General features: G+C 56.2%; 22 protein-coding genes and 1 tRNA gene. 8 read left to right on the top strand and 15 right to left on the bottom strand.

Features of this window, described 5'->3' with window-relative positions:
• Nucleotides 1-210: 210 nt before the first annotated feature.
• The 5 genes from EII23_RS09590 to EII23_RS09570 all read right to left on the bottom strand — a co-directional run bounded on the left by EII23_RS09590 (nucleotide 211) and on the right by EII23_RS09570 (nucleotide 5,265).
• Complete coding sequence (locus EII23_RS09590; RefSeq protein WP_124793158.1) at nucleotides 211-786, bottom strand: TetR/AcrR family transcriptional regulator; 576 nt, start codon at nucleotides 784-786, stop codon at nucleotides 211-213.
• A 107-nt stretch (nucleotides 787-893) separates the two neighbouring features.
• Complete coding sequence (locus tag EII23_RS09585) at nucleotides 894-3,326, bottom strand: Lon protease family protein (RefSeq protein ID WP_124793157.1); 2,433 nt, start codon at nucleotides 3,324-3,326, stop codon at nucleotides 894-896.
• Nucleotides 3,327-3,341: 15 nt separating this feature from the next.
• Entirely contained in the window at nucleotides 3,342-4,271 is a 930-nt protein-coding gene (gene hemC, locus EII23_RS09580; RefSeq protein WP_124793156.1) for a hydroxymethylbilane synthase, read from the bottom strand.
• A 135-nt stretch (nucleotides 4,272-4,406) separates the two neighbouring features.
• Nucleotides 4,407-4,637: a zinc ribbon domain-containing protein gene (locus EII23_RS09575; protein WP_124793155.1), complete on the bottom strand. Its 231-nt coding sequence runs from the start codon at nucleotides 4,635-4,637 to the stop codon at nucleotides 4,407-4,409.
• Entirely contained in the window at nucleotides 4,624-5,265 is a 642-nt protein-coding gene (locus tag EII23_RS09570; RefSeq protein WP_124793154.1) for an SIS domain-containing protein, read from the bottom strand. Before EII23_RS09570 ends, EII23_RS09575 begins: the two co-directional genes overlap by 14 nt.
• A gap of 136 nt (nucleotides 5,266-5,401) precedes the next feature.
• Between EII23_RS09570 and EII23_RS09565 the strand changes: the two genes are divergently transcribed.
• From EII23_RS09565 to gatB, 3 genes are read left to right on the top strand one after another with little or no spacing between them, the layout of a single operon-like run.
• Complete coding sequence (locus EII23_RS09565; protein ID WP_124793153.1) at nucleotides 5,402-6,274, top strand: NAD(+)/NADH kinase; 873 nt, start codon at nucleotides 5,402-5,404, stop codon at nucleotides 6,272-6,274.
• Nucleotides 6,271-8,010, top strand: coding sequence for a hypothetical protein (locus tag EII23_RS09560; RefSeq protein ID WP_124793152.1), 1,740 nt, complete (start codon nucleotides 6,271-6,273; stop codon nucleotides 8,008-8,010). The genes EII23_RS09565 and EII23_RS09560 overlap by 4 nt, the downstream gene beginning before the upstream one ends.
• Nucleotides 8,011-8,043: 33 nt before the next feature.
• Nucleotides 8,044-9,486: an Asp-tRNA(Asn)/Glu-tRNA(Gln) amidotransferase subunit GatB gene (gene gatB / locus EII23_RS09555; protein WP_124793151.1), complete on the top strand. Its 1,443-nt coding sequence runs from the start codon at nucleotides 8,044-8,046 to the stop codon at nucleotides 9,484-9,486.
• Here the strand turns inward: gatB and EII23_RS09550 are convergent.
• The 9 genes from EII23_RS09550 to lysA form a co-directional block, all read right to left on the bottom strand.
• Nucleotides 9,475-9,912 (bottom strand): DnaJ family domain-containing protein, encoded by a 438-nt coding sequence (locus EII23_RS09550; protein WP_124793150.1) that lies wholly within the window; start codon nucleotides 9,910-9,912, stop codon nucleotides 9,475-9,477. The genes gatB and EII23_RS09550 overlap by 12 nt on opposite strands.
• The gene (gene mutS / locus EII23_RS09545; protein WP_124793149.1) at nucleotides 9,905-12,616 is read right to left on the bottom strand and encodes a DNA mismatch repair protein MutS; all 2,712 of its coding nucleotides are present in this window, start codon (nucleotides 12,614-12,616) and stop codon (nucleotides 9,905-9,907) included. Before mutS ends, EII23_RS09550 begins: the two co-directional genes overlap by 8 nt.
• A gap of 93 nt (nucleotides 12,617-12,709) precedes the next feature.
• Entirely contained in the window at nucleotides 12,710-13,066 is a 357-nt protein-coding gene (locus EII23_RS09540) for a LapA family protein (RefSeq protein ID WP_260424674.1), read from the bottom strand.
• A gap of 261 nt (nucleotides 13,067-13,327) precedes the next feature.
• On the bottom strand, nucleotides 13,328-13,840 hold the full coding sequence (locus EII23_RS09535; RefSeq protein WP_124793147.1) for an HIT domain-containing protein: 513 nt from the start codon (nucleotides 13,838-13,840) through the stop codon (nucleotides 13,328-13,330).
• Nucleotides 13,841-13,891: 51 nt separating this feature from the next.
• Complete coding sequence (locus EII23_RS09530) at nucleotides 13,892-16,597, bottom strand: CBS domain-containing protein (protein WP_124793146.1); 2,706 nt, start codon at nucleotides 16,595-16,597, stop codon at nucleotides 13,892-13,894.
• Complete coding sequence (gene xerD / locus EII23_RS09525) at nucleotides 16,594-17,502, bottom strand: site-specific tyrosine recombinase XerD (RefSeq protein WP_124793145.1); 909 nt, start codon at nucleotides 17,500-17,502, stop codon at nucleotides 16,594-16,596. Before xerD ends, EII23_RS09530 begins: the two co-directional genes overlap by 4 nt.
• Nucleotides 17,502-18,398 carry a DUF2156 domain-containing protein gene (locus EII23_RS09520; protein WP_124793144.1) on the bottom strand — a complete coding sequence of 299 codons (897 nt, stop codon included), beginning with the start codon at nucleotides 18,396-18,398 and terminating at the stop codon, nucleotides 17,502-17,504. The genes xerD and EII23_RS09520 overlap by 1 nt, the downstream gene beginning before the upstream one ends.
• A 20-nt stretch (nucleotides 18,399-18,418) precedes the next feature.
• Entirely contained in the window at nucleotides 18,419-19,846 is a 1,428-nt protein-coding gene (locus EII23_RS09515; protein ID WP_260424673.1) for an MATE family efflux transporter, read from the bottom strand.
• A complete protein-coding gene (gene lysA / locus EII23_RS09510; protein ID WP_124793143.1) occupies nucleotides 19,843-21,117 on the bottom strand; it encodes a diaminopimelate decarboxylase in 1,275 nt (424 codons plus the stop codon). Before lysA ends, EII23_RS09515 begins: the two co-directional genes overlap by 4 nt.
• 304 nt (nucleotides 21,118-21,421) lie before the next feature.
• On the opposite strand from lysA, the gene hisD reads away from it, so the two are divergent.
• The 5 genes from hisD to EII23_RS09490 all read left to right on the top strand — a co-directional run bounded on the left by hisD (nucleotide 21,422) and on the right by EII23_RS09490 (nucleotide 24,885).
• Nucleotides 21,422-22,726: a histidinol dehydrogenase gene (gene hisD / locus EII23_RS09505; protein ID WP_124793142.1), complete on the top strand. Its 1,305-nt coding sequence runs from the start codon at nucleotides 21,422-21,424 to the stop codon at nucleotides 22,724-22,726.
• A 14-nt stretch (nucleotides 22,727-22,740) separates the two neighbouring features.
• Entirely contained in the window at nucleotides 22,741-23,622 is an 882-nt protein-coding gene (locus EII23_RS09500) for a phosphoribosylaminoimidazolesuccinocarboxamide synthase (protein WP_124793141.1), read from the top strand.
• Nucleotides 23,623-23,694: 72 nt separating this feature from the next.
• Nucleotides 23,695-24,465, top strand: a complete 771-nt coding sequence (locus EII23_RS09495) for an enoyl-ACP reductase (RefSeq protein ID WP_124793140.1) — start codon at nucleotides 23,695-23,697, stop codon at nucleotides 24,463-24,465.
• Between the two features lie 122 nt (nucleotides 24,466-24,587).
• Nucleotides 24,588-24,710, top strand: coding sequence for a hypothetical protein (locus EII23_RS13440; RefSeq protein WP_260424672.1), 123 nt, complete (start codon nucleotides 24,588-24,590; stop codon nucleotides 24,708-24,710).
• Between the two features lie 83 nt (nucleotides 24,711-24,793).
• Nucleotides 24,794-24,885, top strand: a tRNA-Ser gene (locus tag EII23_RS09490).
• 368 nt (nucleotides 24,886-25,253) lie between these two features.
• Here the strand turns inward: EII23_RS09490 and EII23_RS13650 are convergent.
• Nucleotides 25,254-25,385, bottom strand: a 132-nt coding sequence (locus EII23_RS13650; RefSeq protein ID WP_148091245.1) for a helix-turn-helix domain-containing protein, incomplete at its 5' end; no start/stop codon positions are given.

Raw genomic sequence — 25,385 nt, 5'->3', positions numbered from 1 at the left:
CTGTCTGTAAACCGTGATTTTTTCATGTAAAATCTCCCGCTTCATGAGTATGGGAAATTCTACTTTCAAACGCTACCATTTTTTGGGGGGATTACACCGACAAGCCGCGCAAAGTCCGGCCAATGCATTGCGTGGCCTTGCGCGCAAATCCCACACAAACAGCAGATTTTCCCGGAGCGCGCGTTGCCCGCTCGCCAGATTTTTTTCGGTTCAGGCCCTGATTGCACGGGAAACAAAGGCAAGAACGTCCTCATAGAGGCTGGGACAGGCGTACGGAGTGAGCACTTTGGTGCGGTTGGCCCCCACCATGAGGGATATGATTACCTGGGCCGTGGCCTTGCTGTCCACATTGGTGATCGTGCCGTCCTTGATGCCGCGCACGATGATCTGTTCCAGTTCCTGGTGTACCTGAGAAAACATGGAGTCCATGATATCGCGGTCGGTTTTCGTTTTCATGTCGCTGTATGGTGAGCAGCGCACCAAAACGAGCCAGTTGGAATCCTTGTCGATGGAAAAGTCCAGGTATGTTCTGCAAAAGAGCATGACGCCGTCAAAGCCGGAGGTGGCTCCCGCGGTGGCTTCCCGCAATTTTTCAAGAAAATTGGCCAGAACATCCAACCCTGAAGCCAGAAACAGTTTTTCCTTGTTGCCGTAATGGTGGGTCAGCAGGCCCAGAGCCACTCCGGCCCGCTCGGAAATTTTTTTGAAAGTTGTTTCCACATAGCCACATTCGCCAAAGAGCTCCTTGGCAGCGTGCAGCAGGGCTTCTTTTTTGTTCGTATTCATTGTTGCGGGAGATTTTTTCATATCTGTGCGTCTTTTTTGTGCTCGTTGAACGTTATCTGAAGTATCGCTTGAAGTTTGTAGAAGTGGAGCACCTTTTGGAAGGCTCTTCACGGCTTGCGTGCATGCCGAAAGGCATTTTGCGCGCACCTGCCCAGCTGTTCAAAGCGTTTGTCCACGAGATCATAGAGGCTTCCCTTGGTAAAGCCTCCATTTTTTCGCCGCCGCCCTGGCGGAATGCCTGTCAGCAAAAGCAGAGCCTCTTCAATGCGCCGTACAGGATAGACAAAAAACTGCTTTTCCTCCACGGCATGGATGACATCGGACGCAAGCAGCAACTGATCCGCATTGTCATGGGGGATGATAACGCCCTGTGATCCGGTGAGCCCCTGTTTGGCGCAAACTTTATAAAATCCTTGAATTTTTTGTGTTACGCCGCCCACAGGCAAGATCTCGCCCGAGTGGCTCACCGCCCCGGTGAAAGCCAAGTCCAGACGAACGGGCACATCGGCAAGGGCGGAAAGAAAGGCAACAAGCTCCGCTCCAGAGGCGCTGTCGCCTTCAATGCCCGCATAACTTTGCTCAAAATACAGGGAACCGGAAAGAACAAGAGGCTTGGTGCGGGCAAAAAGATCCGTGAGAAAGCTCTTGAGAATCATCATGGCCTTGGTATGTATGGGGCCGCCCAGTTCCGCTTCCCGTTCGAGATCAATGATCCCGTCATGTCCGACGCCCACAGTGCAGGAAATCCTGTGCGGCAAGCCAAACTCAAAATCCCCGTGCCATGTCACGGAGAGCCCGTTGACCTGCCCTGTGGCAACACCGGAAGTACAGACCTTGATCATTTTTCGGTCGTACTCCTCCATGAAGCGCTCTTCTACCAGATTGGCCCGGAAGGTGCGGGCCGTATGCGCTTCTTCCAGCAATGGAGCGCTGACTGTGGCCTCCCGACGCATCCGCGCCAAGGTCGAGGCTTCCACCATGATTTCCCGCAGGCGGGGAAAACGCAGGGAGAGGCGGCGCTGATCCTCGCTCAAATATGATCCCATGCCGACAAGCCAGGCCAGAGCACTTTTGTCGAAGGGGGGGAGGGCGGCATCCCTGATAATTTCTGCCAGTTGCGCAAGATAAAAGCGAATGTTTGTTGCAGTGCGTTCGGCCACATCGGTCATGTGCGCCTTGATGCGAAAAAAATCATGAAACCGGTCATCAATCTCCAGCAGGTTTTCGTACACATCTTCAGTGCCGATAAGCACAACCTTGAGGTTCAGGGGCAGTGGGGCGGGAGTGATGCTCTTGGTGCGCATGGCCGCATCCGCGGTGTCTCCCGTATCCTCGATGCGGATCTGGTTTGATCGCAAGGCGCGCAACAGGCCTTCCCATGCGCTGGGGTGCTGCAGCAGGTCGTCCACATGCAGCACAAGAAAACCTCCGTTGGCCTTGTGGATGCTGCCAGAGCGGACAAGCGTGAAATCTGTTATCAGTGCGCCCATCTCTGATTCACGCTCGATGCAGCCAAGCAGGTTTGCTACAGTCGGGTGATCTTCCACCACAATGGGAGCACCGCGCAGATCGGCATTGTCCACAAGCAGGTTTGCGGAATAGCGATACAGTGCGGCTTCGGCGGGCACGTTGGCATGCCCGTCGCCAGGAGGGCCGGAAAAAGCGTCTTTCTGCAGAAAAACTTCTGTGTGTTTGAGAATGTCTTCGCGAAGGTCCGTGAAATATTCTGTCAAAGAGGGCACCCGGCAGGCCCGGGAGAATTGCTGGGCCATGGGGGTGAGCAGAGAATCCAGCACCTGGCTCATGGTTTCCCGGTCAAGATCGCGTTCTCCGTTCTGAAAACTTTCTTCCGCCCTGCTCAACTGCCGCATGAAACCGGCCATATCGCGCACGAGGCTGTCGCCGCGCTTTTTCAGGCCAAAGCGTACGGCATTGTCCAGACTGTCAAACTCTTCTTCGTTAAGGCGTTTGCCCTCAACCAGCGGGTAGAGAGTCAGTCCGCCGCTGTCGTCCATATCCAGGTTGAATCCCTTGTCTGTTGCCACGGAATTCATTTTGCTCAACAGCCCCATGCGGGTGTTTTGCAACTTGTCCATCAATTTGGCGCGGCGTTTTATGTATGGCTTGGCTTCAAAGCGGCGGGGCAGTTCCTCGCGGATATCTTCCACCAGTTTTTTCAATGCGGTTCTGAGCTTTTTGCCCTGACCAGCGGGCAGGGAAAGCAGCCGGGGGCAGTCCGGATCAGAAAAATTGTGAACATAGAGAAGATCGGGCGGCGTGGATTCCTTTTGTGCCCGGGGGCGCAAATAGTTCAGGAGCATGCTGCTGCGCCCGAGCTCCTTTGTGCCGGACAAATAGACATTGTATCCTTTTTCTCGGATTTGCAGAGCCAGATTCAAGGCCTGCATGGCCCGCGGCTGGAAGGGATTGTCCCGCCCCGGACGCGGCAGGGGAATGGCACTGCTGTCGTCCCAGGGAATGCGTTCAGGGTTGAATGTGGCGTGCAGCCTGGAGGCGGGTAGTGGTTTGACTGTGGACATGGTGTTGGAACAGCCTCATGCGTGTTGGTATATTTTGTCCAAAATTTCCCGCCCGCCGCTGGACAGAATTTTTTCGGCAAGCTCAAGGCCCAGTTGGCGTGCCTGCGCATGGTGTCCGGCAATTTTGTCATGGAGCAGGACGCTGCCGTCCACTTCGGCAACCAGGCCTTTCAGGATGACGGTTTCGTCCTCGAGCCATGCATGTCCTGCCACAGGCGTTTGGCAGCCGCCTTTCAGACCCGCCAGAAACCCGCGCTCCGCCTCAACACAGACCCGTGCAGCATGATCCTCCAGCGGAGCCAGCATTGCCAGCATTTCCGCATCATCGCTGCGGCATTCTATACCCAGGGCACCTTGCCCCACTGCGGGCAGAAAAAATTCCGGAGCGAGTTCGCACACGCAGGGTGCTTCAAGGCCCAGGCGGCCAATCCCTGCGCTTGCCAGGACGATTGCGTCATACATTCCGGATTCCAGCTTGCGCAAACGGGTATCAATATTGCCCCGCAGGGCTTCGATGCGCAAATCCGGCCGCAGGGCAAGCATCTGGGCCTGCCGGCGCAGGCTGCTTGTGCCCACGCAAGCTCCTGCCGGGAGTTTGTCCACACCCGAAAATTTATGGGAAAGCAGGCAGTCCGAAGGGTTTTCCCTTTTCGGGATGCAGCCGAGCGTCAGCCCCTCCGGCAGTTGCATGGGAACATCCTTCATGCTGTGCACCGCCAGATCTGCTTTGCCTTCCAGAAGAGCTTCCTCGATTTCCTTGACGAAAAGCCCTTTTCCACCAACCTTGGCCAGCGGCACATCCAGAATGATATCGCCCCTGGTTTTGATGATGCTGAGCTCAATGCATGCGTCAGGGGCCCGCACCTGAAGGAGGTTTTTTATATGCTCCGCTTGCCACAGGGCCAGACGGCTGCCTCTGGTGGCAATCACAAAGTGTGTGCGCATGTGACCACTTCTCCCCCTGATGCTATGCTGGCACGAACTGCCTGTACAGGGTGGGCAAAAGGATTTCTGTTGTGCAAGGCAGGAATTGTCGTCCGCTTGCATGGTACGGCCTTGCAAGAGTCGCTGTCGGGCAGACTATGCTCCGCAACTCGCGCAGTTTCCGCCGGAACAGCCAGAGCATCCGCCTCCGCCTGAAGACGGGGCATAGTCAGAATCGCCGGAATTTTTTGCATGCCGTGCGCAACGGGACATGAGCTTGTGTGTGGCGTGCGATCCGCAGTGGGGACACGCGGGGGAGGCATCATCAAAGACAAGTTCTTCAAAATTCCGGTCACATTGCTGGCAGTGGTATTCATAAATGGGCATCATCAATCCTTTTTTCATGGGGATTACGCAAATGGTTCAGCAGTACGGCGGCGTTTTCAAAAAGGTAATAGTCGGTCAGCCGGTACAGCAGATGTCCTGCGGCGACATGAACTTCCTGAACCAGAGAAGTCCCAACGTCCGGAACCTCCAGCACCGTGTCGCAGTGTGTGGCGACTGCCGTATCGTCCTCGCTTGTCAGGCCGACAGTGCCCATGCCTTTTTGACGTGCGGTCTGCAAGGCGGCGGCAATGCCGGCATTGCTTCCTGAGGGTAAAAAGGCCAGAAGCATGTCACCCTTGCGACCAAACACCGCAACCTGCCGACACAATGCCTGTCCGGCCTTTTTTGCTTCTGTGCCGGATGCGGCCGTGTCCGCCATGAGGGCGATGACCGGAAGCGGAGGGTGATCCACAGTCTGCCTGGCAACAAATTCAGACGCAAGGCATTGGGCCAGAATTCCCCCGTTACCGTAACCGCAGAGCAGCAGTTTCCCCTCTGTGGCCAGGCATGCAGCCATGCGCAGGGCAACAGAACACAGTTTTTGCCCTTGGCGTTGAAAAAAAGCCCTCTGCACATGGGCACTGTCGGACAAGTGCTTTTCAATCAGGCTCAAACCGGCATCGCTCATGGCAGAAACGCAATCAGAGGGTAGATGATTTTTGGTGTACGCCGCTCTCTACATAGGGCAAAGCCCCGCAACTGACAAGCCCTGAAGCCGGAAGCATGCTTGCGATTGCAGGCTTGATAACGTAAATCCTTTCTGTATGCAAAGTACGGACTGCCGCCATATACTGCTGGTCTGCAAAAACCGGCATAAGGACGCCATTGCCCTGGGGAGGGCTGCGGAGGAATGGCTGTGCCGGAAAGGGCATATTGTCACCCGGATCACTGCGGGAGAAGATTCTCCCGCGTACGCGGAAACAGCATTTGACTTTGCCGTGGTGCTGGGCGGGGACGGCACCATGCTGGGAGTTGCCCGCAGGCTTGTGGGTCGCAATATCCCTTTGCTCGGCATCAATTTTGGGCGGGTAGGTTTTTTGACCAATGCCCAGCCGGAACAATGGCAGGCATCGCTGGAGTCCTGCCTGCGCGCGCAAATGCCCGTGCAGCACTGCATGGCCCTGCAGTGGTCCCTGCTGCGCAGGGGGGCTGCTGTCGCCACAGGCTATGCGGTCAATGATGTCGTCTTGGGTCGTGGATCCCTTGCACGCCTTGTGACGCTGGAAGTCTTTGTGGATGAGTGCCGCCTGAGGGTTCTGCGTGGCGATGGCCTCGTTTTTTCCACGCCTGTGGGCACATCGGGGTACTGTGTTTCCGCCGGGGGGCCTCTTGTGTACTCCACTCTGGAAACCATCGCCTTTACGCCTCTCTGTCCTTTTCTGGCCGGAACGCCCCCGATGATTTTTCCTGGCGGGGCCGCATTTCGTGTGCGCCTGTTGCAGGGCGCAGCAGATTGTTGCCTGACGATCGATGGTCAGGAGGGCCTGCCTCTGGAACGGGACGATACTGTCTTTGTAACGGGTGCGCCTGCAGCAGTTTCTTTTTTCAGCGACACCGCCTGTTTTTTTGCGAAGCTGCGCTCACGCGGTTTTTTTGCGCCGCCAGCGCCAGATCATTCCGCCGGAGACAAACAATGAGCACAGACTTGCGGATCCCCGAAGTTCGGAATATCCGCCTGGGGCAGGATATCCGCTTTGACGCATGGCTGTACAGCATCCTCATGGACAACAATGTGGCCTACGGGATGAATCCGGATCTTATCGTCAGTCCGGAGCAACTGGCCTTTATGGTGCATCTGGAGCCTGATCAGGTCTACCTTCCCTGCTCGGACGATATCTTTGCCATGCTTCGCATGGAGCATGTGCCTTCCAGACTGCGCAAGCTGTACAATCGGGCTTGGCGCATCATCATGCGCATGGTGCGTTCTGCCTTGCCCGACCGTCAGGAGCGCAGGCGCGTTTTCCATTTCTGCCGCTTCCGTTATCGCCAGTATATCAAGCAACATACGCTTGTCCCTTCCCGCCTTGTCAAGCGGATGACAAACCTTGTTCTGGCCCAGGGGAACATACTTGACGACCCCTGGCGCGACAGGCGCAGGGCTTCCTCCCTCCGCCAGCAGGAAATGCTGCATTTTCCTGTGCTTCGCGAGCATCTTGATGCGCTGCCCCGTGAGCCGCTGTCCGGGGGAATACAAAATGTCCGCAAAATGCTGAACATTGCGGAAACCGCCCGCCTGCTTTGCCTTTCCGCAATGTCCCGCGACTGGCTGGAAAAATTCCCGGAAAAAGAAGAGATTTCCTCTCTCATGGATCAGGCGGAGCGGATGTGCGCGGAACTGCATGCGTATCTCGCCAGACCTGCGGGAAAGAGCAGCACCATACTTTTTCTGTGTGATGCCGATGGGGGAGTTGTTTTTGACCTGGTCATGATACAGTGCCTGATACGTATGGGGCATCGCGTGATTGTGGCGGTCAAGGACGGCTTCAATTTTTTTGCGCCGACTCTGGAAGATATGGAGGATGACCCCAGCATTACGGCCCTGCTGGAAGGCGCAACGCTTGTCCGCGACCCCCGGTTGAGCAAGAATGACCTTTTGCGCCTTCTGCGCGAATACAGGCTGGTGGTCATCAGCGATGGAACGCGGGAACGCCTCAACCTGTACCGGGTTTCCGTCACCTTTTCCCGCGCCTGGAAAGAAGCGGATATCATTTTGGGCAAGGGGTGGCGCAACGCCGATATTCTGCTGGGCACAAGCCACATGTTCACGCGCGATATCGTTTGCTACTGGAAAGACGAGCAGGGTTTTCACCTTCAATTCCGGCCTCATGCGCCAGAGGTGAGAAAATTCAGCGATGCGGACATTTCCCGTCAGGCACTCGCCATCATCTCCACCATGCGGGACGCCAAGGAGGCGGGGCGCACGGTGATGTTTTACAGTTGCATCATCGGCAGCATTCCGGGAGAAACCGGCACAGCCATCGCCCTGGTGCGAACCTTTGTGGACTCCCTGCGGGAAAAAATGGACAATATTCTGATTATCAACCCGGCAGAGCACTTTGTTGAGGGCATGGACGGGGATGACCTCATGTATATGTGGGAACAGGTGCAGCGCAGCGGTTTTATTGACGTATGGCGTTTTCAGACGTTTGAGGATATTGAAGAAAGCTTTTCCCTGATGGGACGAAAAGTGCCTTCCCAATGGTCAGGAAAAGATTCAACATTTTCAACGGGATGCACCAAAGAAATGCACATCGCCCTTGATGTTCAGAGAAAAAAGAAAGAAATGCAGATCATCGGGCCGGATCCGCGCCTCTTTTTCCGCAGGGGCGAATACGCCGTGGGAAAATATTTTGATTCAAGCATCACACTCTGATGCTTCCAAAACACAAAAACAGAGGAATATCTCATGGCGGGCTATGAATCCGTTATCGGCCTTGAAGTGCATGTTCAACTGGCCACATCCTCCAAGCTGTTCTGCTCCTGCCCCACAAGCTTTGGGCAGAAACCCAATGCCAATGTCTGTGAAGTGTGTTCAGGCATGCCCGGGGCCTTGCCTTTGCCCAATTTTCAGGCAGTGCATTTTGCCGCGCTGGTGGGGATGGCCACCAATTGCAGCGTACGCTCCCGCTCCGTCTTTGCCCGCAAAAACTATTTTTATCCCGACCTTCCCGCCGGATACCAGATTTCACAGTTTGAACTGCCTCTGTGCGAGCACGGCTATCTGGACATCATGGGCGACAAAGGGAAAAAGCGCATAGGCATTACACGCATCCATATGGAGAACGATGCCGGAAAGAGTATCCACGCGCAGCATGAAAATCTCAGCTATGTTGATCTGAACCGTGCCGGAACGCCGCTGGTCGAGGTGGTGTCCGAGCCGGACATGCGTTCTCCCGCCGAAGCGGTTGCCTACCTCAAGACCTTGTACGGCATTGTTACCTATCTGGAGGTTTGTGACGGCAATATGGAGGAAGGGAGTTTTCGTTGCGATGCCAATGTTTCCTTGCGCCCTGTCGGTTCGGAAACATTGGGGGTTCGTGCGGAAATCAAGAATCTCAATTCTTTCCGCAATGTACAACGTGCCATCGAATACGAAATAGGCCGCCAGCAGGACATGCTGGACGACGGAAAAAGGCTGGTTCAGGAAACGCGCCTCTATGATGCCGTGAAAAACAGCACAGCGCCAATGCGCAGCAAGGAAGAAGCTCACGACTACCGCTACTTTCCTGATCCCGATATTTTGCCTGTAGAAATTTTGACGGAAGATCTGGAAAAATGGCGCAAAGAACTTCCAGAGTTGCCGCAGGAGCGCGCGAGGCGTTTTCGTGAAATGACGGGTTTGCCGGAAGCCGAAGCGGAGGTTCTGGTGCAGAGCCGGGGACTGGCCGATTTTTTTGAGGCTGCCGCCCAAAAGGCTGACCCCAGAAAAGTGGCGAATTTCGTTTTGGGGCCGCTTTTGCGCGAGTGTCACGCGCGCGGCCTGGCTGCCTCAGATCCCACGCAGTGGGGTATGAAGCCTGCGGGATTGGCCGAACTGGTTCATCTTGTGGACAAGGGCCTCATCAGCGCCAAAATCGCCAATGATATTTTTGGCGAGTTGTTGCTCTCGGGCGACATGCCGGAAACATACGTGACCGCAAAGGGTCTTGTGCAGATTTCTGATTCCGCTGCACTTGCCGCAACCGTAGACGATATTCTGGCGGCCAATCCTGCGGAGGTTGAGGCCTATCGCGGAGGAAAAACCAAATTGATGAGTTTTTTCGTGGGGCAGGTCATGCGGGCAACCAAGGGCAAAGCCAATCCCGCTCTGGTCAACGAACTGCTGGAAAGCAAACTGTCAGGTAGCTGAGCCTTTTTGCCGTGTGCCGGGTTGCGTGGTGCCAGGCCGCGCCACCCGGATTTTGTCCAGCAGGCGGTCATAGTACTGATCTTCCTGATCCAGCCGGAATGGGCGCTGAAAACGCTCCTTGGCACGCAGAATCAGATAACGCAGTTTTTCCATCTGGCGTACCCGTTCCTGCTCCTCGGCGCAGTGCTCAAGCATGTCCGCAAGTTTGCCCAGTTCCTTGCGTTCCTCCAGTGCCGGCGGCAGGCATCCGGCATTGCGCAAAATTTTGCAGGCCATGCGCAACTCCGGCGGAATATGGCTCATATCTTCCAAAACAAGCGGTTTTCCCGTTCCGGGGAGATTGTCAAAAGCCCCCTTGCGCTGGGCTTCTGCGATACGGTGCTCCGCAATGGTTTGAACGGCTGTCCATGCTTCCCCCTCAAGCATTTTTTTTTCCGGGCAGCGCGCTTGGCTGCGCTTTTTTTGTACCCCAGCGCATTTTCCATTCTGTCAGAAGTTTCAGGGCTTCCAGAGGGCTCAGGGTGTCCGGATTGAGCGTCTGCAATATGTGCGTCAGAGGATGTTCGGGCTGTGCCTGCGTGGGCAGGGCTGCGGACGGGGAATTCCGGCTGTCGGTGGAAATTCCCGGCAGACTGACAGCAGTCAGCACATTTTTGCGTGCACTTTCCCGCCCCTGCTCCAGACTGGCCAGTATGGCCTTGGCCCTCTGCACCACCGCACCGGGAACTCCGGCCAGGCGTGCCACCTCTACGCCATAGCTGCGGTCAGAGGGGCCGGGGATCAGCCGGTGAAGGAACAGAATGTCGTTATTGTGCTCGCGAATGGCAATGTTCATGGTGAACACTCCGGCAACGCGGCCTTCAAGGGCTGTCAGTTCATGGTAGTGGGTGGCAAAAAGGGTGCGCAATTCCTGCCCGGCGCGCTTGGCCAGGTCTTCAACCACGGCCCAGGCCAGAGCCACGCCATCATATGTGCTTGTGCCCCGCCCGATTTCATCCAGAATGATAAGGCTCCTGCGCGTGGCTTGGCGCAGAATGCGGGCGGTTTCCATCATCTCCACCATAAAGGTGCTTTGCCCCCGTGCCAGATTGTCAGAAGCTCCGACGCGGGAGAACAGGCGGTCTACAAGCCCCAGACGGGCGGAAGCGGCAGGGACGGGGGAGCCCATTTGCGCCAGCAGGCAGATGATGGCGACCTGCCGCAGAATGGTGGACTTGCCGGACATGTTGGGGCCGGTAAGCAGGCACAGGCGGCGGGTGGCGTCCAGGCGAAAGTTGTTGGGCACAAAGTTGGCCCGTCCGATCATGGCCTCCACAACAGGATGGCGACCGTCCCGTATTTCCAGTGTGGCGTCTGTGGTCAGTTCAGGGCGCTGCCATTGGTTGGTGCGGCCGACATGCGCCAGACACTGCCAATAGTCGAGGTTGGCAACCAGATCCGCCGTATGCAGGATGCGTTCGCGCTGGGCCGCCATGTGGCCGCGCAAATCCTGAAACAGCTTGTACTCCAGTGCCTTCCGTCTTTCTGTGGCGGAAAGCAGCTCTTCTTCCAGTTTTTTGAGTTCTTCCGTGGTGAAGCGTTCGGCGTTGGCCAGGGTCTGGCGGCGGATAAAATGCTCCGGCAGAGGACCATTGTGTGCGGCGCGCGTGATTTCATAATAATACCCGAACACGCGGTTATAACCCATTTTCAACTTGCTGATGCCGGTACTTTTCTGCTCTTTCTCCAGAAAAGATTGGAGTTTTTGTTCGCCGTGCTCCTCAAGGTCAAGCAGTTTGTCCAGTTCTTCATTGAAGCCGGGCCGAAAAAGGCCTCCCTCCGTGATGACAGCGGGGGGGGGATCTGCCAGCGCACGGGTGAGCAGAGCGGCGCAGTCTTCCAGGGAGTCCCAGGCAGCGAGAATACTGGCAATGCCATGGGGCAAATCCTGGGGCGTTTGCGCGTTGCCATGCCCGGACGATAGGGGAAGAATGGTACGGAAGACTGTCGGCAGGGCCGCCAGGCTGTTGCGCAGGGCAACAAAGTCGCGGGGCGCTCCCTGATTGAGGCTGATGCGGGTGGAAAGCCTCTCCAGGTCGTATACATTTTTGAGTGCCTCACGCAGGGCGGCACGATGGTTGTCGTCCTTGGAAAAAAAGGCCACAGCATCCTGAATCCGGCGTATGGGAACCGCTTCACGCCAGGGGTGGCGGAGCATATCCTCCAGCAGGCGTCCTCCCATGGGCGTCATGGTGTCGTCCAGGACGTGACGCAGTGTGCCTTTGCCCTTGCGCCCGTTGAGACGCGAAAAAATTTCAAGATTGCGCTCTGTAACGTCGTCAATGACAAGGCGGCGGCCCATGTCCAGAGGCACAAAAGGTGTCAGGTGATCGGGATTGTGCATCTGGGTCTGGAAAAGATATGCCAGCAGTGCCCCGCATGCGCGCATGAGTTCCGTTTTTCCGTCAAGCCCCAGTGCTGCGGCATCCTGCACCTTCTGCGCGGCAATCACGCGCTCTGTGGCGCGCTTGAAGTCAAAGCAGGCAAGAGGCATGGAAACCAGGCGTATTCCTTCAAGCGGGGAACGGTGCGGAGGGGCACAACCTTCGGGGGCCAGCAATTCTCGTGGCGCGATCTTCTGAACCCATTGCCACAGTTCCGCTTCACGCCGGAACTCCGCTCCTGACCACTGCCCCGTAGAAATGTCCGCCCAGGCAAAGGCCCCCGTGCCGCTGTCTTCAGACAGGCAAATCGCACCGAGATAATTGTGGCTTTTGCTGTTGAGGTTGACATCCTCCAGCACGGTTGCAGGAGTAATGATGCGCGTGACGGCGCGCTTGACCAGACCTTTCGCCTCTTTGGGGTTTTCTGTCTGATCGCAGATGGCAACATTGTATCCCTTGTCAATAAGTTGGGCCAGATAGCCCTCAACGGCATGCCAGGGAACGCCGCACATGGGAACAGGATTTTGCGCATCCCGGTTGCGGCTGGTCAGTGCAATCTGGAGTTCACGGGCGGCAATTCTGGCGTCTTCAAAAAAAAGCTCATAAAAATCGCCCATGCGATAAAAGAGCAGGGCATCAGGGTGCTGGGCCTTGATGCGCGTGTACTGCTCAAGCATGGGCGTCATTTTGACAGAGTTTTCAGGCATGGCGAACCGGCAGCAGTGATGAAAGGAAAAGGCATGGCGCTGTGTGATCCAAAAGACCCTACAGCGCCATGAACCGGGCAGAAGAAAGGGGCTTCAGGGCTTGTCGGGGTCCGGCGCAAGCGCGTCTTCAGCAACGTCTTTTCCGTCAGCGGCTTTCCCCTGTCCCGCCAACGGCTGGAACTGCTGCTCGCTGGCAGCGGCCTTGCGCAAAAAGCCGGAACATGCAGCATTTTCTTCCAGTTTTTTCCGGCTGTTTTTCAGTTCACGCTCCAAGCTGCTGATCTGCCATTTTTTCTTCATCAGCCGTGCAGACATATTGACCTTGTCCCAGACCAGAAAAGCCAGGGTCAACAAGGCTCCACAGGCGAAGGCAAGGATGACGAGAAAATAGAAAGGCAAGGGAATGGACGACATGGACGGGATGAAAAACAGATTCAGAGTGAGGACCATGTTTTGGGAGAGGGCTCCCTGGTTTTGAAAAAAGAAGACCAAGGCCAGGAAGAAAAAAACGGCGAGCAAAAAAACCTTGATATACCGCATTGACGTCCCCCCAAGCTGTGCTGTCTCAAAAAGTCTTTTCCGACCGGAAAGATACGATTTCCGGTCGACCTCCTGCCCGCGCACGAGGTCCCCACAATGGTCAGTGCATACTGCAATCCGGGTGCCGCGCCCGGCACGCGATCAGCCCCAGACGGCTACTCAAAAACTTGCTTATATCGTCCTCCCGGACAATGTTATGGCAGGAACGTCCCGGAAGCAATCTTTCAGTTCTGTATAGGCGCTCTGCAAGGATTCCGGCATAACATGCACATCGTCCAGAATTGCCATGAAGGAGCAGTCCCCCGTCCACCGCGGCACCAGATGGAAATGAAGATGCTCACGGATGCCCGCCCCGGCGGCTTCCCCCTGGTTCATGCCCACGTTGATGCCCTCGCACGCATAGCGCCGAGCAAGAATTTTCGTGCATATCTGAAGCAGGTCCATGATCTCGTGGGCCTCATCGCGCTCCAGATCCGCAAGATGCATGACATGGCGATACGGGCACACCATGAGATGCCCGCTGGCATAGGGAAATTTGTTCATGATCACAAAGGAGTGCCGTCCCCGAAACAAAACAAGGCGCTCTGCGTCTTCCTCCGTATGGGCGGGCAGGCAAAAAACACAGGCATCCGGTTTTGGCCCGAGTATGTACTCCAGTCGCCAGGGGGCCCACATCTGTTTCATGGCAACGAGACTTTACACGGCTTGCAGGCTGCGGGCAAGAGGGGAGGCAGCTCATGCGGAAGATGGCCCGGAATTCATGGGTGTTGTTCTGTTTTTTTTATGTAATGCTTTATCTATCAGGCCCTGCGCCAGAGCTGTCTGCTCTTCTGTGCCCACGGCAAGGCCGTCAAGTTTTGCTTCACGCAACACTTTAAGAATTTTTCCGTATTCAGGGCCGGGAGGCAAGCCCATTTTTTTCAGGTCAGCACCGCTGATATCCGGCTTTTCGTGTTGCCACTGGGTAAGATAGCGGGAAATGTTTTTTTGCAAAAGAGTATCGGGGGTCGATGCCATGAGATAGAGCAGTGGTTCAAGGGAAAGGCGCTGCAAAAGGTCGCAGAGAGTGCTTGTTCGCGCTTTTGCTGCATTTTTTTGCCATGTTTCCAATTTCCCCCGGACAGAACGGATATGCTCTCTTTGGGCAAGAACGTCGGCCCTGTCAGCCTCGGGCAATCCCAAGCGTCGATAATGGGTTGTGGCTTCCGTGTAGGTTTGCTCGTGGGTAAGGCCCAGAAAGTAGACAAGCCATGCGTGAGCCTTGCGTTCGAAATACAGCAGCCGATACCAGGAGATGACCTCCTGAATCCGGGTAAGCAGGTTTTTCTTGTGCGGCGTGAGCGCCAGTTGGGGAGAAATGGCCTGCAGGATGCCCAGTTGGTCCAGCCTCTGGATGCAGACAGCCGATTCGCTTTCATCGCAGATGTGGCGGAACTCGTTGAACAGGCGCGTTTCGGACAGCTTCTCCACAAGATTGAGGGCAAGAGCATTTTTGATGAGTTTTTCCGTATTGCCGCCGATGCGAAAATTATATCGCTGCTCAAAACGTACAGCCCTGAGGCAGCGGGTGGGATCTTCCACAAAGCTCAGGGTGTGCAGCACGCGAACAGAGCGATCCTTGATATCTCGCTGGCCGCCGAAAAAGTCGATCAACTGCCCAAACGGGGCACAGTCCAGCCGGATTGCCAAGGCGTTGATGGAGAAGTCGCGGCGGAAAAGATCCATCTTGAGAGAAGAAAGTTCCACCGTGGGAAGAGCCGCCGGGTGCTCGTAGTATTCCAGCCGTGCGGTGGCAACATCGATCCGCGCTTCAGAACCCTTGCCATCGGGGAAAATGACCACAGAGGTCAGAAACTTTTTGTGCTCGCGCACGCGCCCATGCAGCTCCTGCGCCAGGGCGTGTGCCAGGCGTATGCCGTTGCCTTCCACAACAAGGTCAATATCCTGATTGGGGCGGTTCAGCAGCAAGTCACGCACAAAGCCCCCCACCGCGTAGACCGGCAGTTGGAGTTTCGCCCCGAGCCGGCCCGCGAGATGCAGCAGGCGCCTGCTTTCTGCGGGAAGACGATCCTGTATCAATTTTCCGACATTGCGCTCCTTGACGCCGGTATTTTTTTCTTCTTCCAGATGGCGTGTTTCATGGGCAAAAACCTGGATAAGGTCGGTGCGCGTCACCACACCGGTGACGTTGGCGTTTTCCACAATGGGCACAAGGCGTTGCCCCGCGCCAACGATGACCGCCGTCAAGTCCTTGAGAGTCGCCTGGGGCGAGAGAGTATGCACTCTGCGGGTCATGTAGTCTTCGACACGGGATTGCCCCAAACCGTGGGCATTGGCCCGTGCCGCAGTTTGGGCGTCGAGGATGCCAGCGCAGATTTTGGTTCCGGGCTTGAATATCGGGACAGCCTTGAGCCCGAAATGGAGCATCAGTTCATCCGCCTCGCGGATGCTGCCCGAGGATTCCATGCCGACGGCGGGAGACGACATGTATTCGCGCGCCGTTTTGTCCGGAAGAGCCTGGGCGTAGAGATGGCGCAGAATTGTTTCGCGCACCTCGTGCATAGTCATGCTGCGCACAGAGGCAGATGCCGCATACGTATGCCCCCCACCCCCCAGAGCCGCGCAAATGCTGCCAACATTGACGGCATCGCTGCGGCTGCGGGCAACAACCTGAATGCGGTCGGCCATGCGGCCTATGGCAAACAGGACTGCAAAGCTCTCCATTTCCATGATCTTGTGCGCCAGGTAGGCAAAATCTCCCAGATAATGCTCAAGGGAAGTTTCGGCCAGAACAACGTGCACACCGTTGACAGGGTAGTTTTCGGCTGACTCCAGAAGACTGTTCATGGCCTGGATGTGCAGGCTCGTCAGCTCGTGAGCAGCCATTTCGGTGATGCGCGTGATGTCCATACCGCGCGCAAGAAGCCACGCGGCGGCATGAAAGTCGCGTGGTGTTGTTGAAGAATAGGTGAACGAACCGGTATCGCCGTAAATTCCGAGGCCAAGAAGCGTGGCCTCTTCGCTGGTCAGTTTCTTGCGGAATTTTTTCAAATGTTCCACCAGAAGGGTGGTCACCGCGCCCGTCTGCGCCCAGTATGTTTTGGCCGCTGCAATATCATCGGGAGAGTCCGGATGGTGATCCCACATTTCAATGCGCACGTCGGCGCGCAGGAGAAGGGGAGCCACATGGCTGACTCTTCCCTGCTGGCGGGTGTCTACAAGAACAAGAGTGTCAACAGTATCCCAGGGTACGGCATCGCTTTCCACAAAACCGAAGGCTGCAGCATCCAGACCGGAAAAAATTTTTTGGAGGCCCCGTTCCTGAGTGCCCGGAAAAAGGAGTACCGCAGAAGTATAGAGGCGGCGCGCGGCCAGCATGGCTGCAAAGGCATCAAAATCGGCATTGGCATGGCAGGTGATGAGTGTTGACGCATGGCTCATCTCTGGCTCCGGGGGTGAAATTGCTGATGGATGCCGCGCAGTCTCTCCGCCTGAACATGGGTATATATTTCTGTAGCGCTGATGTCAGCATGGCCGAGGAGCATCTGTACGGTTCTGAGGTCTGCCCCGCCTTCCAGCAGGTGCGTTGCAAAGGTGTGGCGGAAGGTATGGGGCGAAATGGAGCGGCGTATGCCCGCCTGCAATGCGTACTTCTTGATGCTTTTCCATATGTACTGGCGTGTCAGTGTGTGCCCGGAGCGGTTGACAAAAAGCTGTTTCGCCGTGGGAGAAAACAGGGGACGCCACTGGCTGAGATACTCTGACAGCATTTTTTGCATGGAGGAGTGCAGGGGCACAAGGCGCTCCCTGGACCCTTTGCCGAAAATGCGGATCAAACCGGCCTGCAGGTCAAGATCCGTCACGCTCAGGGAGCAGAGTTCCGAAACCCGCAGGCCTGCCGCATACAGCAGTTCCAGCATGCAGCGGTCACGCTGACCGCTTTTCTGGCGGACATCCGGCTGGGCGAGGAGTTTGTCCACCTCATCGCGGGAAAGCACTTCGGGAAGGTACTGGGGGAGTTTGGGGTTTTCCAGCAGGCGTGCAGGATTGTCTGCCAGCCAGCCCTCATCCACAGCAAAGGCAAAAAAAGTGCGCAGCGCTGAAAGACGCCGGGCCAGAGTCCGCCCGGTATTCTGGCGTGCCCGCAACCATGCGAGATAGAAAAAAATATCCTGCTCGGAGAGAATGCCGGGCTCTGCCTGCAATTCGGCCCGGAACAGAAAATAACTTTCCAGGTCTTGACGGTAGGCCTCTGCCGTATTGGGGGAAAGTCCGCGTTGGGCCAGAAGGCTGTCTTGCCACTGGGGCAGAAGATCTGCCAAATCCGGGCAGGGAGCTTTTGTCATTACGCCAAACCGCGAATGGATACCTTGTATTTGCGAAGAAAATCGGCAGGAAGATAGCTCAACTTTGCCTGCCGCAAACCGTCTTCGTCAAGATCCTGCGCTCTGTTGAGAAAGGCGGATCCAGCCCCCTGATTTCGGGAAAACATGCAGTTGATAGCCTGATATACCCCTTTGAAGCCGCTCAGGCCTTTCTCATAATGCACGCCAAGAACACCCTCATCCAACGGCTCTCCTACGCTGAAGGCGACCATTTTTCCTTCGATGTACAGGGAGCCTCCGGAAAGCCCCCGAAAAAGATCCCAGTGACTCAAAACACGGTTGATCGCTTCGTTTTCTGCCCGCAGTGAGGGAGAGTCCTCGCACTCATGCCATTGGCACCAGTCATCCTGCACAGCGAGCACATCCTCTACCATGGCATCGTCCAGCGGGTGATAGTCAGGCTCGCCGTACGCCTTCACATAGCTGTTGAAATGGTTCTTTTTTTTATGAAAACGGTTGCCGCGAAGAAAGGCGAGGTCTTCCTGGCGGTAGAGATATTCCCATTGTCCGCGATCTTCTTCTTCCTCCACACTGCCCGGCATTTGCGCCTGCCAGAGATGCAGCAGTTTTTCGGGAACCCGGACGATACGGGGGGTATTGTTTGCCGGGGCTTGCGAAAAAATGCTTTTCCAGTCCACAACGTTCCAGTCCCCAACGGGAGCCCAGCAAACAGTTTGTGGCCGGGTTTGCCGGATCCAGCAAAGATTTTCTGCAAAACTCCATTGCAGGCCATAAAATTCCTGCCATCCCCAGAGGTTGGGCAGTGTGTAGTCCAGAGAACGCTGGGGAGTGCGTTGCCAGAGTTCATAATAGCGTTGCCGTTCGGAAAGACTGACAGCGGTATACGTTCTGTCCATGATAGAACCTCGGGAAAACATCAGTAATGTTTGGTGGATATTGCCGGGGGCGCCTGCTTGTGTTTTTTTAGGGCGTGATCCGTCCAGTTGCGGTACAGCACCACATACAGCATGATGCCTGTTTGCAGTATCTGTGAAAAAAGCATGGCGGCAAAAATGCCAGATGCCGTACCCCAGAGGACATGCCCCAAAAGCCAACCCGATGGCAAGCGCACGAACCAGAAGGTGCCGCCAAAAATCATGAGATTGTATTTTGTTGCACCTGCCCCTGTCATCACGCCGCCCATCACGGTGCTGGCAATGGAAAACGGGGTTGAAAGAAGGTTATAGGAAAGATAGCTGACGATTTGCGCCTGTGTGCCTGTCTCCTGTGAAAGAAGGCTGGCGACCTCCTGCCTGAAAGGCCAGAGGCAGGCCGCCGCAAGGCTCATGGTCAGCGCCGCCACGGTGACCATGCCGAGGGCAATGCGTTTTGCCTCGTCCGGCTTGCCGGCTCCCAGGCAGTTCCCCACCAGTACGGCAACGCTCATATTGAACGCCATGCCCGGCAAAAAAAGCAGGGCTTCCACACGCAGGCCCGCAGTGAGGCCGGCCAGGGCATTGACACTGTCTGTCGGCAATGATGCCACCAGAACAAAAAGCGCCATGTAGCCCGACTGCCAGACAATTTGCGCGGCCCCTGCGGGAATGGCCACTTTGAACAAATAGGGCAACCCCGCCCTGAGCCAGCGTGGTGTGGGCAGAGTCCGGCAGGTGAGGTAGCCCGAGTGGAGCAACAAGAGGCAGTTGCATACGGCCCCCAGGGCGTTTGCTCCCACTGTGGCCCAGATCAGCCCTTCGTAGCCCAACGCGGGAAAGCCGAACCAGCCCAGTCCAAAACCCAGGCACCCCAGCAAGTTGACAACACAAACCGCGACGGCCACCCAGAGCGGAGGCAGCACCTGCCGCGTAGCGCGAAAAACCACGCCGGTGGCCGCGTAAAGATATTGCCACGGCAGCCCGAGCATGCTGATTTCCCACATGACATTTGTCTGAGGCCTGATGTTTTCCGGCACGAGAAGCAGGGCAAGAATGGCATCGGAAAAAAGCCAGCCCCCCAGAGAAACAAGACAACCCAGCAGCAGACAGCCCATGACTGTTGTGCCCACATACCGCTGGGCACGTTCTGTTTTGAGCGCGCCCAGAGACTGGCTCACCGCTGCGGTTGCTCCGCTGCTGACAGACATGGCCACAACCATGAGCAGCAAGGTGCATTGGTGCACCATGCCAAGCGCGGCCTGGATTTCGGCGCTGATCTGACCGGCAACCCAAACCGCCACAAATCCCATGAAAAACATGAGATACATCATGAGCATTTGTGGCCATGTCAGTCGCCAGATCGCGCGGGGCGATGTTGCCAGGTCGGGCACAGGGCGGATTGGCGGCGGTGTGAAGCGGTGCGGACTCACAGCAGGCCGTCAAAACAGCGGGTCATATCGTCAAGACTTTCCCTGCGCCGGATAAGCCTGGGTGTTCCGTCGCTCTGCACAAGAACCTCGGCAGGGCGCAGGCGCTGGTTGTAGTTGGAACTCATGGAAAATCCGTATGCACCGGCATCAAGCACACCGAGAATATCGCCCGTGTGCAGGGTGGGGAGAAGGCGTTCTTTGGCCAGAATATCTCCGCTTTCACAAATATTGCCCACGATGGTCTGCGGCATTGGTGTCCGTGGAGCATGTGCTGGGCCATAGATTTCAACATCATGAAAAGAGTCGTACATGACAGGGCGCTGCAAGACGTTGAAGCCCAGATCCGTTCCCACATAGCGTTTTTCCGCAGTGTTTTTGACGGCGTGAACCCTGCCCAGAAGAATGCCGCATTCCGCAACCGCATAGCGACCCGGCTCCACAAGAAAGCGCCCTTTGTAGAGAGTTTTTGCCGCCCAGGACGTGATGAGAGCATGGAGTCGGCGGCCCAGATCCGCCATGTCCAGCCGGGGTTGCTTGTCATACTTGCGGTATGGAATGCCGAAACCTCCCCCGAAGTCGATGATTTCAAGATGCCGGAATACCTCCTGAGGCAGATCCTCCGCCAGACGGAGGAGTACTTCCATGGCAGCGAGATAGCCGTCAGGTTCCATGAACAGAGAGCCGATGTGCTGGTTGATGCCTGCCAGCGTCATGGTGTTTTTTTGCAACAGGGCGAGAACCTGCGGCAGATCCTCCGGCATAATGCCGAACTTGGTGTCCTTTCCCGCTGTAATCACCTTGCTGTGGTGACCGGCCCCGATGCCGGGGTTGAACCTCACCATCACCCTGCCTCCGGGATGGAGAGAGGCCAGGGATTCCAGTTGGGAGAGAGAGTCAACGCTGACAAGAAGCCCGTGATCAAGGGCATTCTGCATTTCTGCAAGAGAAATATTGTTGGAAATATACAGAATTTTCTGCGCAGTGAACCCGGCAAGCTGGTTCATGCGGATTTCTCCGGGACTCATGGCATCCACCACCAGCCCCTCTTCACGCATGATGGCGAGCAGGGCGGGGTTGGAGTTGGCCTTGACCGAATAGTTGACCCCGTACCCCGCATGATCGGAAAGACGGACAAGATCCCGGCAGCGGGTTCGCAAAAGGTCTTCATTGTATACATAGAGAGGGGTATCGTAGCGCGCGGCCAGTTCCTGCGGGGTGTGCTTGCCGTAAAACATGTATTGATCTGTATATTGGGAGCGGATATCGGGCATGGTGACCTCATGCTGGTTGCTTGGATGTTTTTTTGCAATTTTTTATTATCCGTGGCTCCTTGCGCGCTGTCAAGGAGTTCTTGCGATGCCCCTCGACAATCCGCGTATGCTTTTGTATACTGAACAAAGAGTTTGCCCGGCCGTTGTTTTTTGGATGATCTGTCCGCCTGTTTTTTGGATGATCTGTCCGCCCCGGCAAGGCTTTTGAAAAACGTGCTGTTTTGTAGGGCAGGAAAAAGTTCTTGTGGCGACAGGCGCCATCATTTTTTCACGACAATTGCGACAGAAAGGTACCCCTACGCGTATGACATGCCGAATTTTGACCCTGCAACACGAGCAGGAGTGGCCCCAGATGTCCGGCTGGTTGCTGCAACGCCAGGATTCCGGGCAGGGTGTTGAAGATGCTGTGCGGGCCATTGTGGATGCCGTACGGAGTTCTGGCGATGACGCCTTGGTGGAATATACCAGAAAATTTGATTGCCCGGATTTTGCGCCTCCTCTTCGTGTGTCCGGGCAGGAAATCGCACGGGCAGCGGCCTCGGTTTCTGTGGAGCACAGGGAGCTGATAGCTTCTGCGGCGGCAAATATCCGCGCGTTCCATGAGGCCCAGGTTGAAAAATCATGGTTCATCACGCGTCCGGACGGCAGCATCCTGGGGCAGCACGTGTCGCCCGTGGATGCCGCAGGCCTGTACATTCCCGGCGGACAGGGCGGCAACACCCCTCTTGTTTCCAGTTTGCTCATGAATGCTATTCCCGCTCAGGTTGCGGGAGTTTCACGGCTTGCCGTGTGCACTCCTCCCCGCGATGACGGCAAGGTAAACCCCCATATTCTTGCGGCAGCACACTTGTTGGATATTGAGGAAGTATACCGCGTTGGGGGAGCCTGGTCCATTGCCGCCATGGCGTACGGCACACAAAGCATTCTCCCTGTGGACGTTATTGCCGGGCCGGGCAATGTTTTTGTGACAACCGCCAAGAGGCTGGTGCAGGGCACCGTGGGGATAGACATGCTCGCCGGCCCCAGCGAAGTGCTGGTGGTGGCGGACTCTTCTGCCAATCCTGCGTGGATAGCTGCGGACATGCTGTCACAGGCCGAGCACGATCCTCTTGCCTCGGCCCTTTGCATCACCGATGATCCGCGACTGGCCGACAGCCTTTCACAGGCGCTGCAAGCCCAGTGCGCCGAGCTGCCGCGAGCCTCCATTGCCCTCCGCTCACTGGAGGACTGGGGAGGGATTATTGTTGTGCCCAATCTGTCGGTGGCTGTGGCCGTGGCAAACATGATCGCGCCCGAGCATCTGGAAATCTGCACCAGAGATCCCTGGGCCATTCTGCCGCATATCCGCCATGCCGGAGCCATCTTTCTGGGCCAACACTGCCCCGAAGCTGTTGGAGACTATTTTGCCGGTCCCAACCACGTTTTGCCCACTCTGGGCACGGCACGGTTTTCTTCAGCCCTTTCGGTACAAACGTTCAGCAAAAGGTCCAGTGTACTGTCTGTTTCTCCCTCCTTTTTGCAGGGCAATGCGGACGCCATTGCAGCCTTTGCCCGTTTGGAAGGATTGGAGGCACATGCCCGGTCTGTGGAACTGCGCAAAAGAAAGTGACAAAAGGACAGTCCATGCAAGTTGTGGTAAAAACGAAAATCGATGCGTATCCCCTGGTGGGGCGTGGCAAGGTTCGGGATATCTACCATATCGACGATGGGCACCTGCTTATTGTCACCACAGATCGCATGTCGGCCTTTGATGTCGTCATGAACGAGGCCATTCCGTACAAAGGGGTGATTTTGAACAAAATTACCCTGTTCTGGATGGAAAAATTCAAGCACATCATTCCCAATCATCTTGTGGAAACGGATGTGGCGCGCTTTCCGCCCCTTCTGGATCCGTGGAAGGAGCAACTGGAAGGGCGCTCCGTGATTGTGCGCAAGGCCCATCCCCTGCCTGTGGAATGTATTGTGCGGGGCTACATCACGGGCTCCGGCTGGGAGGCGTACCGGTCTGCCGGGAGCGTTTGCGGGCATGAGCTGCCTGCCGGGCTGCGTGAGTCGGACAAACTTGAACCAGCCCTTTTTACGCCGTCCACCAAGGCAGAACTGGGCAGTCACGACGAAAATATCAGTCGGGATCAGGCACGGCAGCTTCTGGGCGAGGACGTTGCGGAACAGGTTGAGCGCATTTCGCTTGCCATCTATGAGGCAGGGAGAGCCCATGCGGCGCAGCGGGGTATTATCGTTGCCGACACCAAATTTGAATTCGGACTGATTGACGGCAAATTGCATCTTATTGATGAAGTGCTGACGCCGGACTCCTCGCGCTTCTGGCCTGCGGATCAGTATCACCCGGGACAGGGGCAACCCAGTTTTGACAAGCAGTTTTTGCGGGACTGGCTGAAAAAGCAGCCCTGGAACAAACAGCCCCCACCCCCTGCACTGCCAGAAAGCGTGATCACAGCGACGGCAGAGCGTTATCAGGAAGCCTTTGACATCTTGACGCGCTAGCAGGGCACAACAAAAAACGAAGGCAGCATCCGCAGAGGCCTGCGGATCTGTGAGAAATATTCGGGAGGATCCATGTTGCTGCAAGGGAAAAAGGCCCTGATTCTGGGGCTGGCCAACAACAGAAGTATCGCATACGGAATCGCCTCTGCCTTCAGGGAGCAGGGAGCCCGTTTGGCTTTCAACCATGTGGGCGAGGCCATCAAAAAACGTGTGGAACCGCTGAGTGAGGAACTGGGCGGTGACTTCACCTTTCCCTGTGATGTCTGCGATGATGCGCAGATCCAGGCGGCCGCCGACCTTGTGAAGGAAAAATGGGGCAATCTGGACATTATCGTCCATTCCGTCGCCTTCGCCAACAGGGAAGACCTGAACGGCCGTTTCATTGACACTCCGCGCGAGGGCTTCCGGCTGGCACTGGATGTTTCCGCCTACTCGCTTACCGGAATCTGCCGTGCCTTTGAGCCGCTCATCAACGATGGTGGTTCTGTTCTTACCATGACCTATCATGGTTCGACCCAGGTGATCCCCGGGTATAACGTCATGGGGGTGGCCAAGGCGGCTCTGGAGGCTTCTGTGCGTTATCTGGCGTGTGAGCTCGGCCCCAGGGGAGTGCGGGTCAATGCCATCAGCGCCGGACCCATCAAAACGCTGGCGGCTTCAGCTGTTTCAAGCCTCAAGGATATTTTCACCCTGGTGGAAAACAATGCTCCTCTGCGGCGCAACATTACCACTGGAGATGTCGGCGGGGCTGCGGCGTTTCTGGCGTCCGATCTGGCCAGTGCTGTGACGGGGCAGGTGCTCTACGTTGACAGCGGTTTCAGCCAGGTGGGGGTATCTGCGTAGGAAACAGCCCACCAGAGGTTACATCTGTGCGCGCAATTCTTGCCCCTGCCATGCCCTCTGGGGCAGGGGGCAGTGAAAAGTTTTGAGTGCCAGAACGCGGGCTGACGGGAGCTTTGCAGACAATGGATATTTTTACAATGAATGCTGTGGGCATTACGGTGGTGGCCGTTGCGGCGCTCTGGGTATTCTACCGTTCTGCCCACAGCGAACGGAAGCGGTCTTCCCGGGATGAGGAAGAAAAATAGCAGATCCCCTGCCTGAAAAATTTTCTTGCGATTTTTTGGAACTTGGGATAATTTTATATGTCTTTACCGCAAGAGATATATTTGGAGAGGTGTCCGAGCTGGTCGAAGGAGCACGATTGGAAATCGTGTGTCGGCTAATCCCCGACCGGGAGTTCGAATCTCCCCCTCTCCGCCACACATAAGTCCATATGCGTCCGCATGGTTCCGAAAAGGCCATGCGGACGCTGCTTTTTTGGGTAGGAAATATGAACAGGTCGGAAAGGATTTTCTGGGCTTCCGCCCCTCTTTTTGGTGCAGACCCCACAAATGGGGGAGAGAGACATAGGGAAGAACAAAAACAAAAAGGTCAGCATGAGAATGAACCCACGCTAACCTTCTGCTTTTCCTCTGGTGCCGAAGGGGAGAGGGCCACAGGGCGACACGCAATTACATAAAATAACTGGCTTTTATTCTTCCTGATGCCGTTTCTTGTGTAGCAAGGTGCGCGTCTTATACCGTCAGTTGGATTCCGGCGTCAAGGGCGTTGGTTCGATTCCCGATTGCTCAAGACTGCGCCAGCAGCCTGTACAGCGTGGTGCGGCTTATTCTGAAATGGCGGGCAATGGCCGTCTTGTTCTTTCCGCTTGCGGTCATGTTCCGCATTTCCTCCACCTGTGCGGCGGAGAGTGAGGGCTT

The sequence above is a fragment of the Desulfovibrio sp. OH1186_COT-070 genome (assembly GCF_003860215.1).
Lineage (GTDB): Bacteria > Desulfobacterota > Desulfovibrionia > Desulfovibrionales > Desulfovibrionaceae > Desulfovibrio.
Note: the sequence above shows the minus strand (reverse complement) of the source record. Positions and strands in the feature narration are given on the sequence as shown.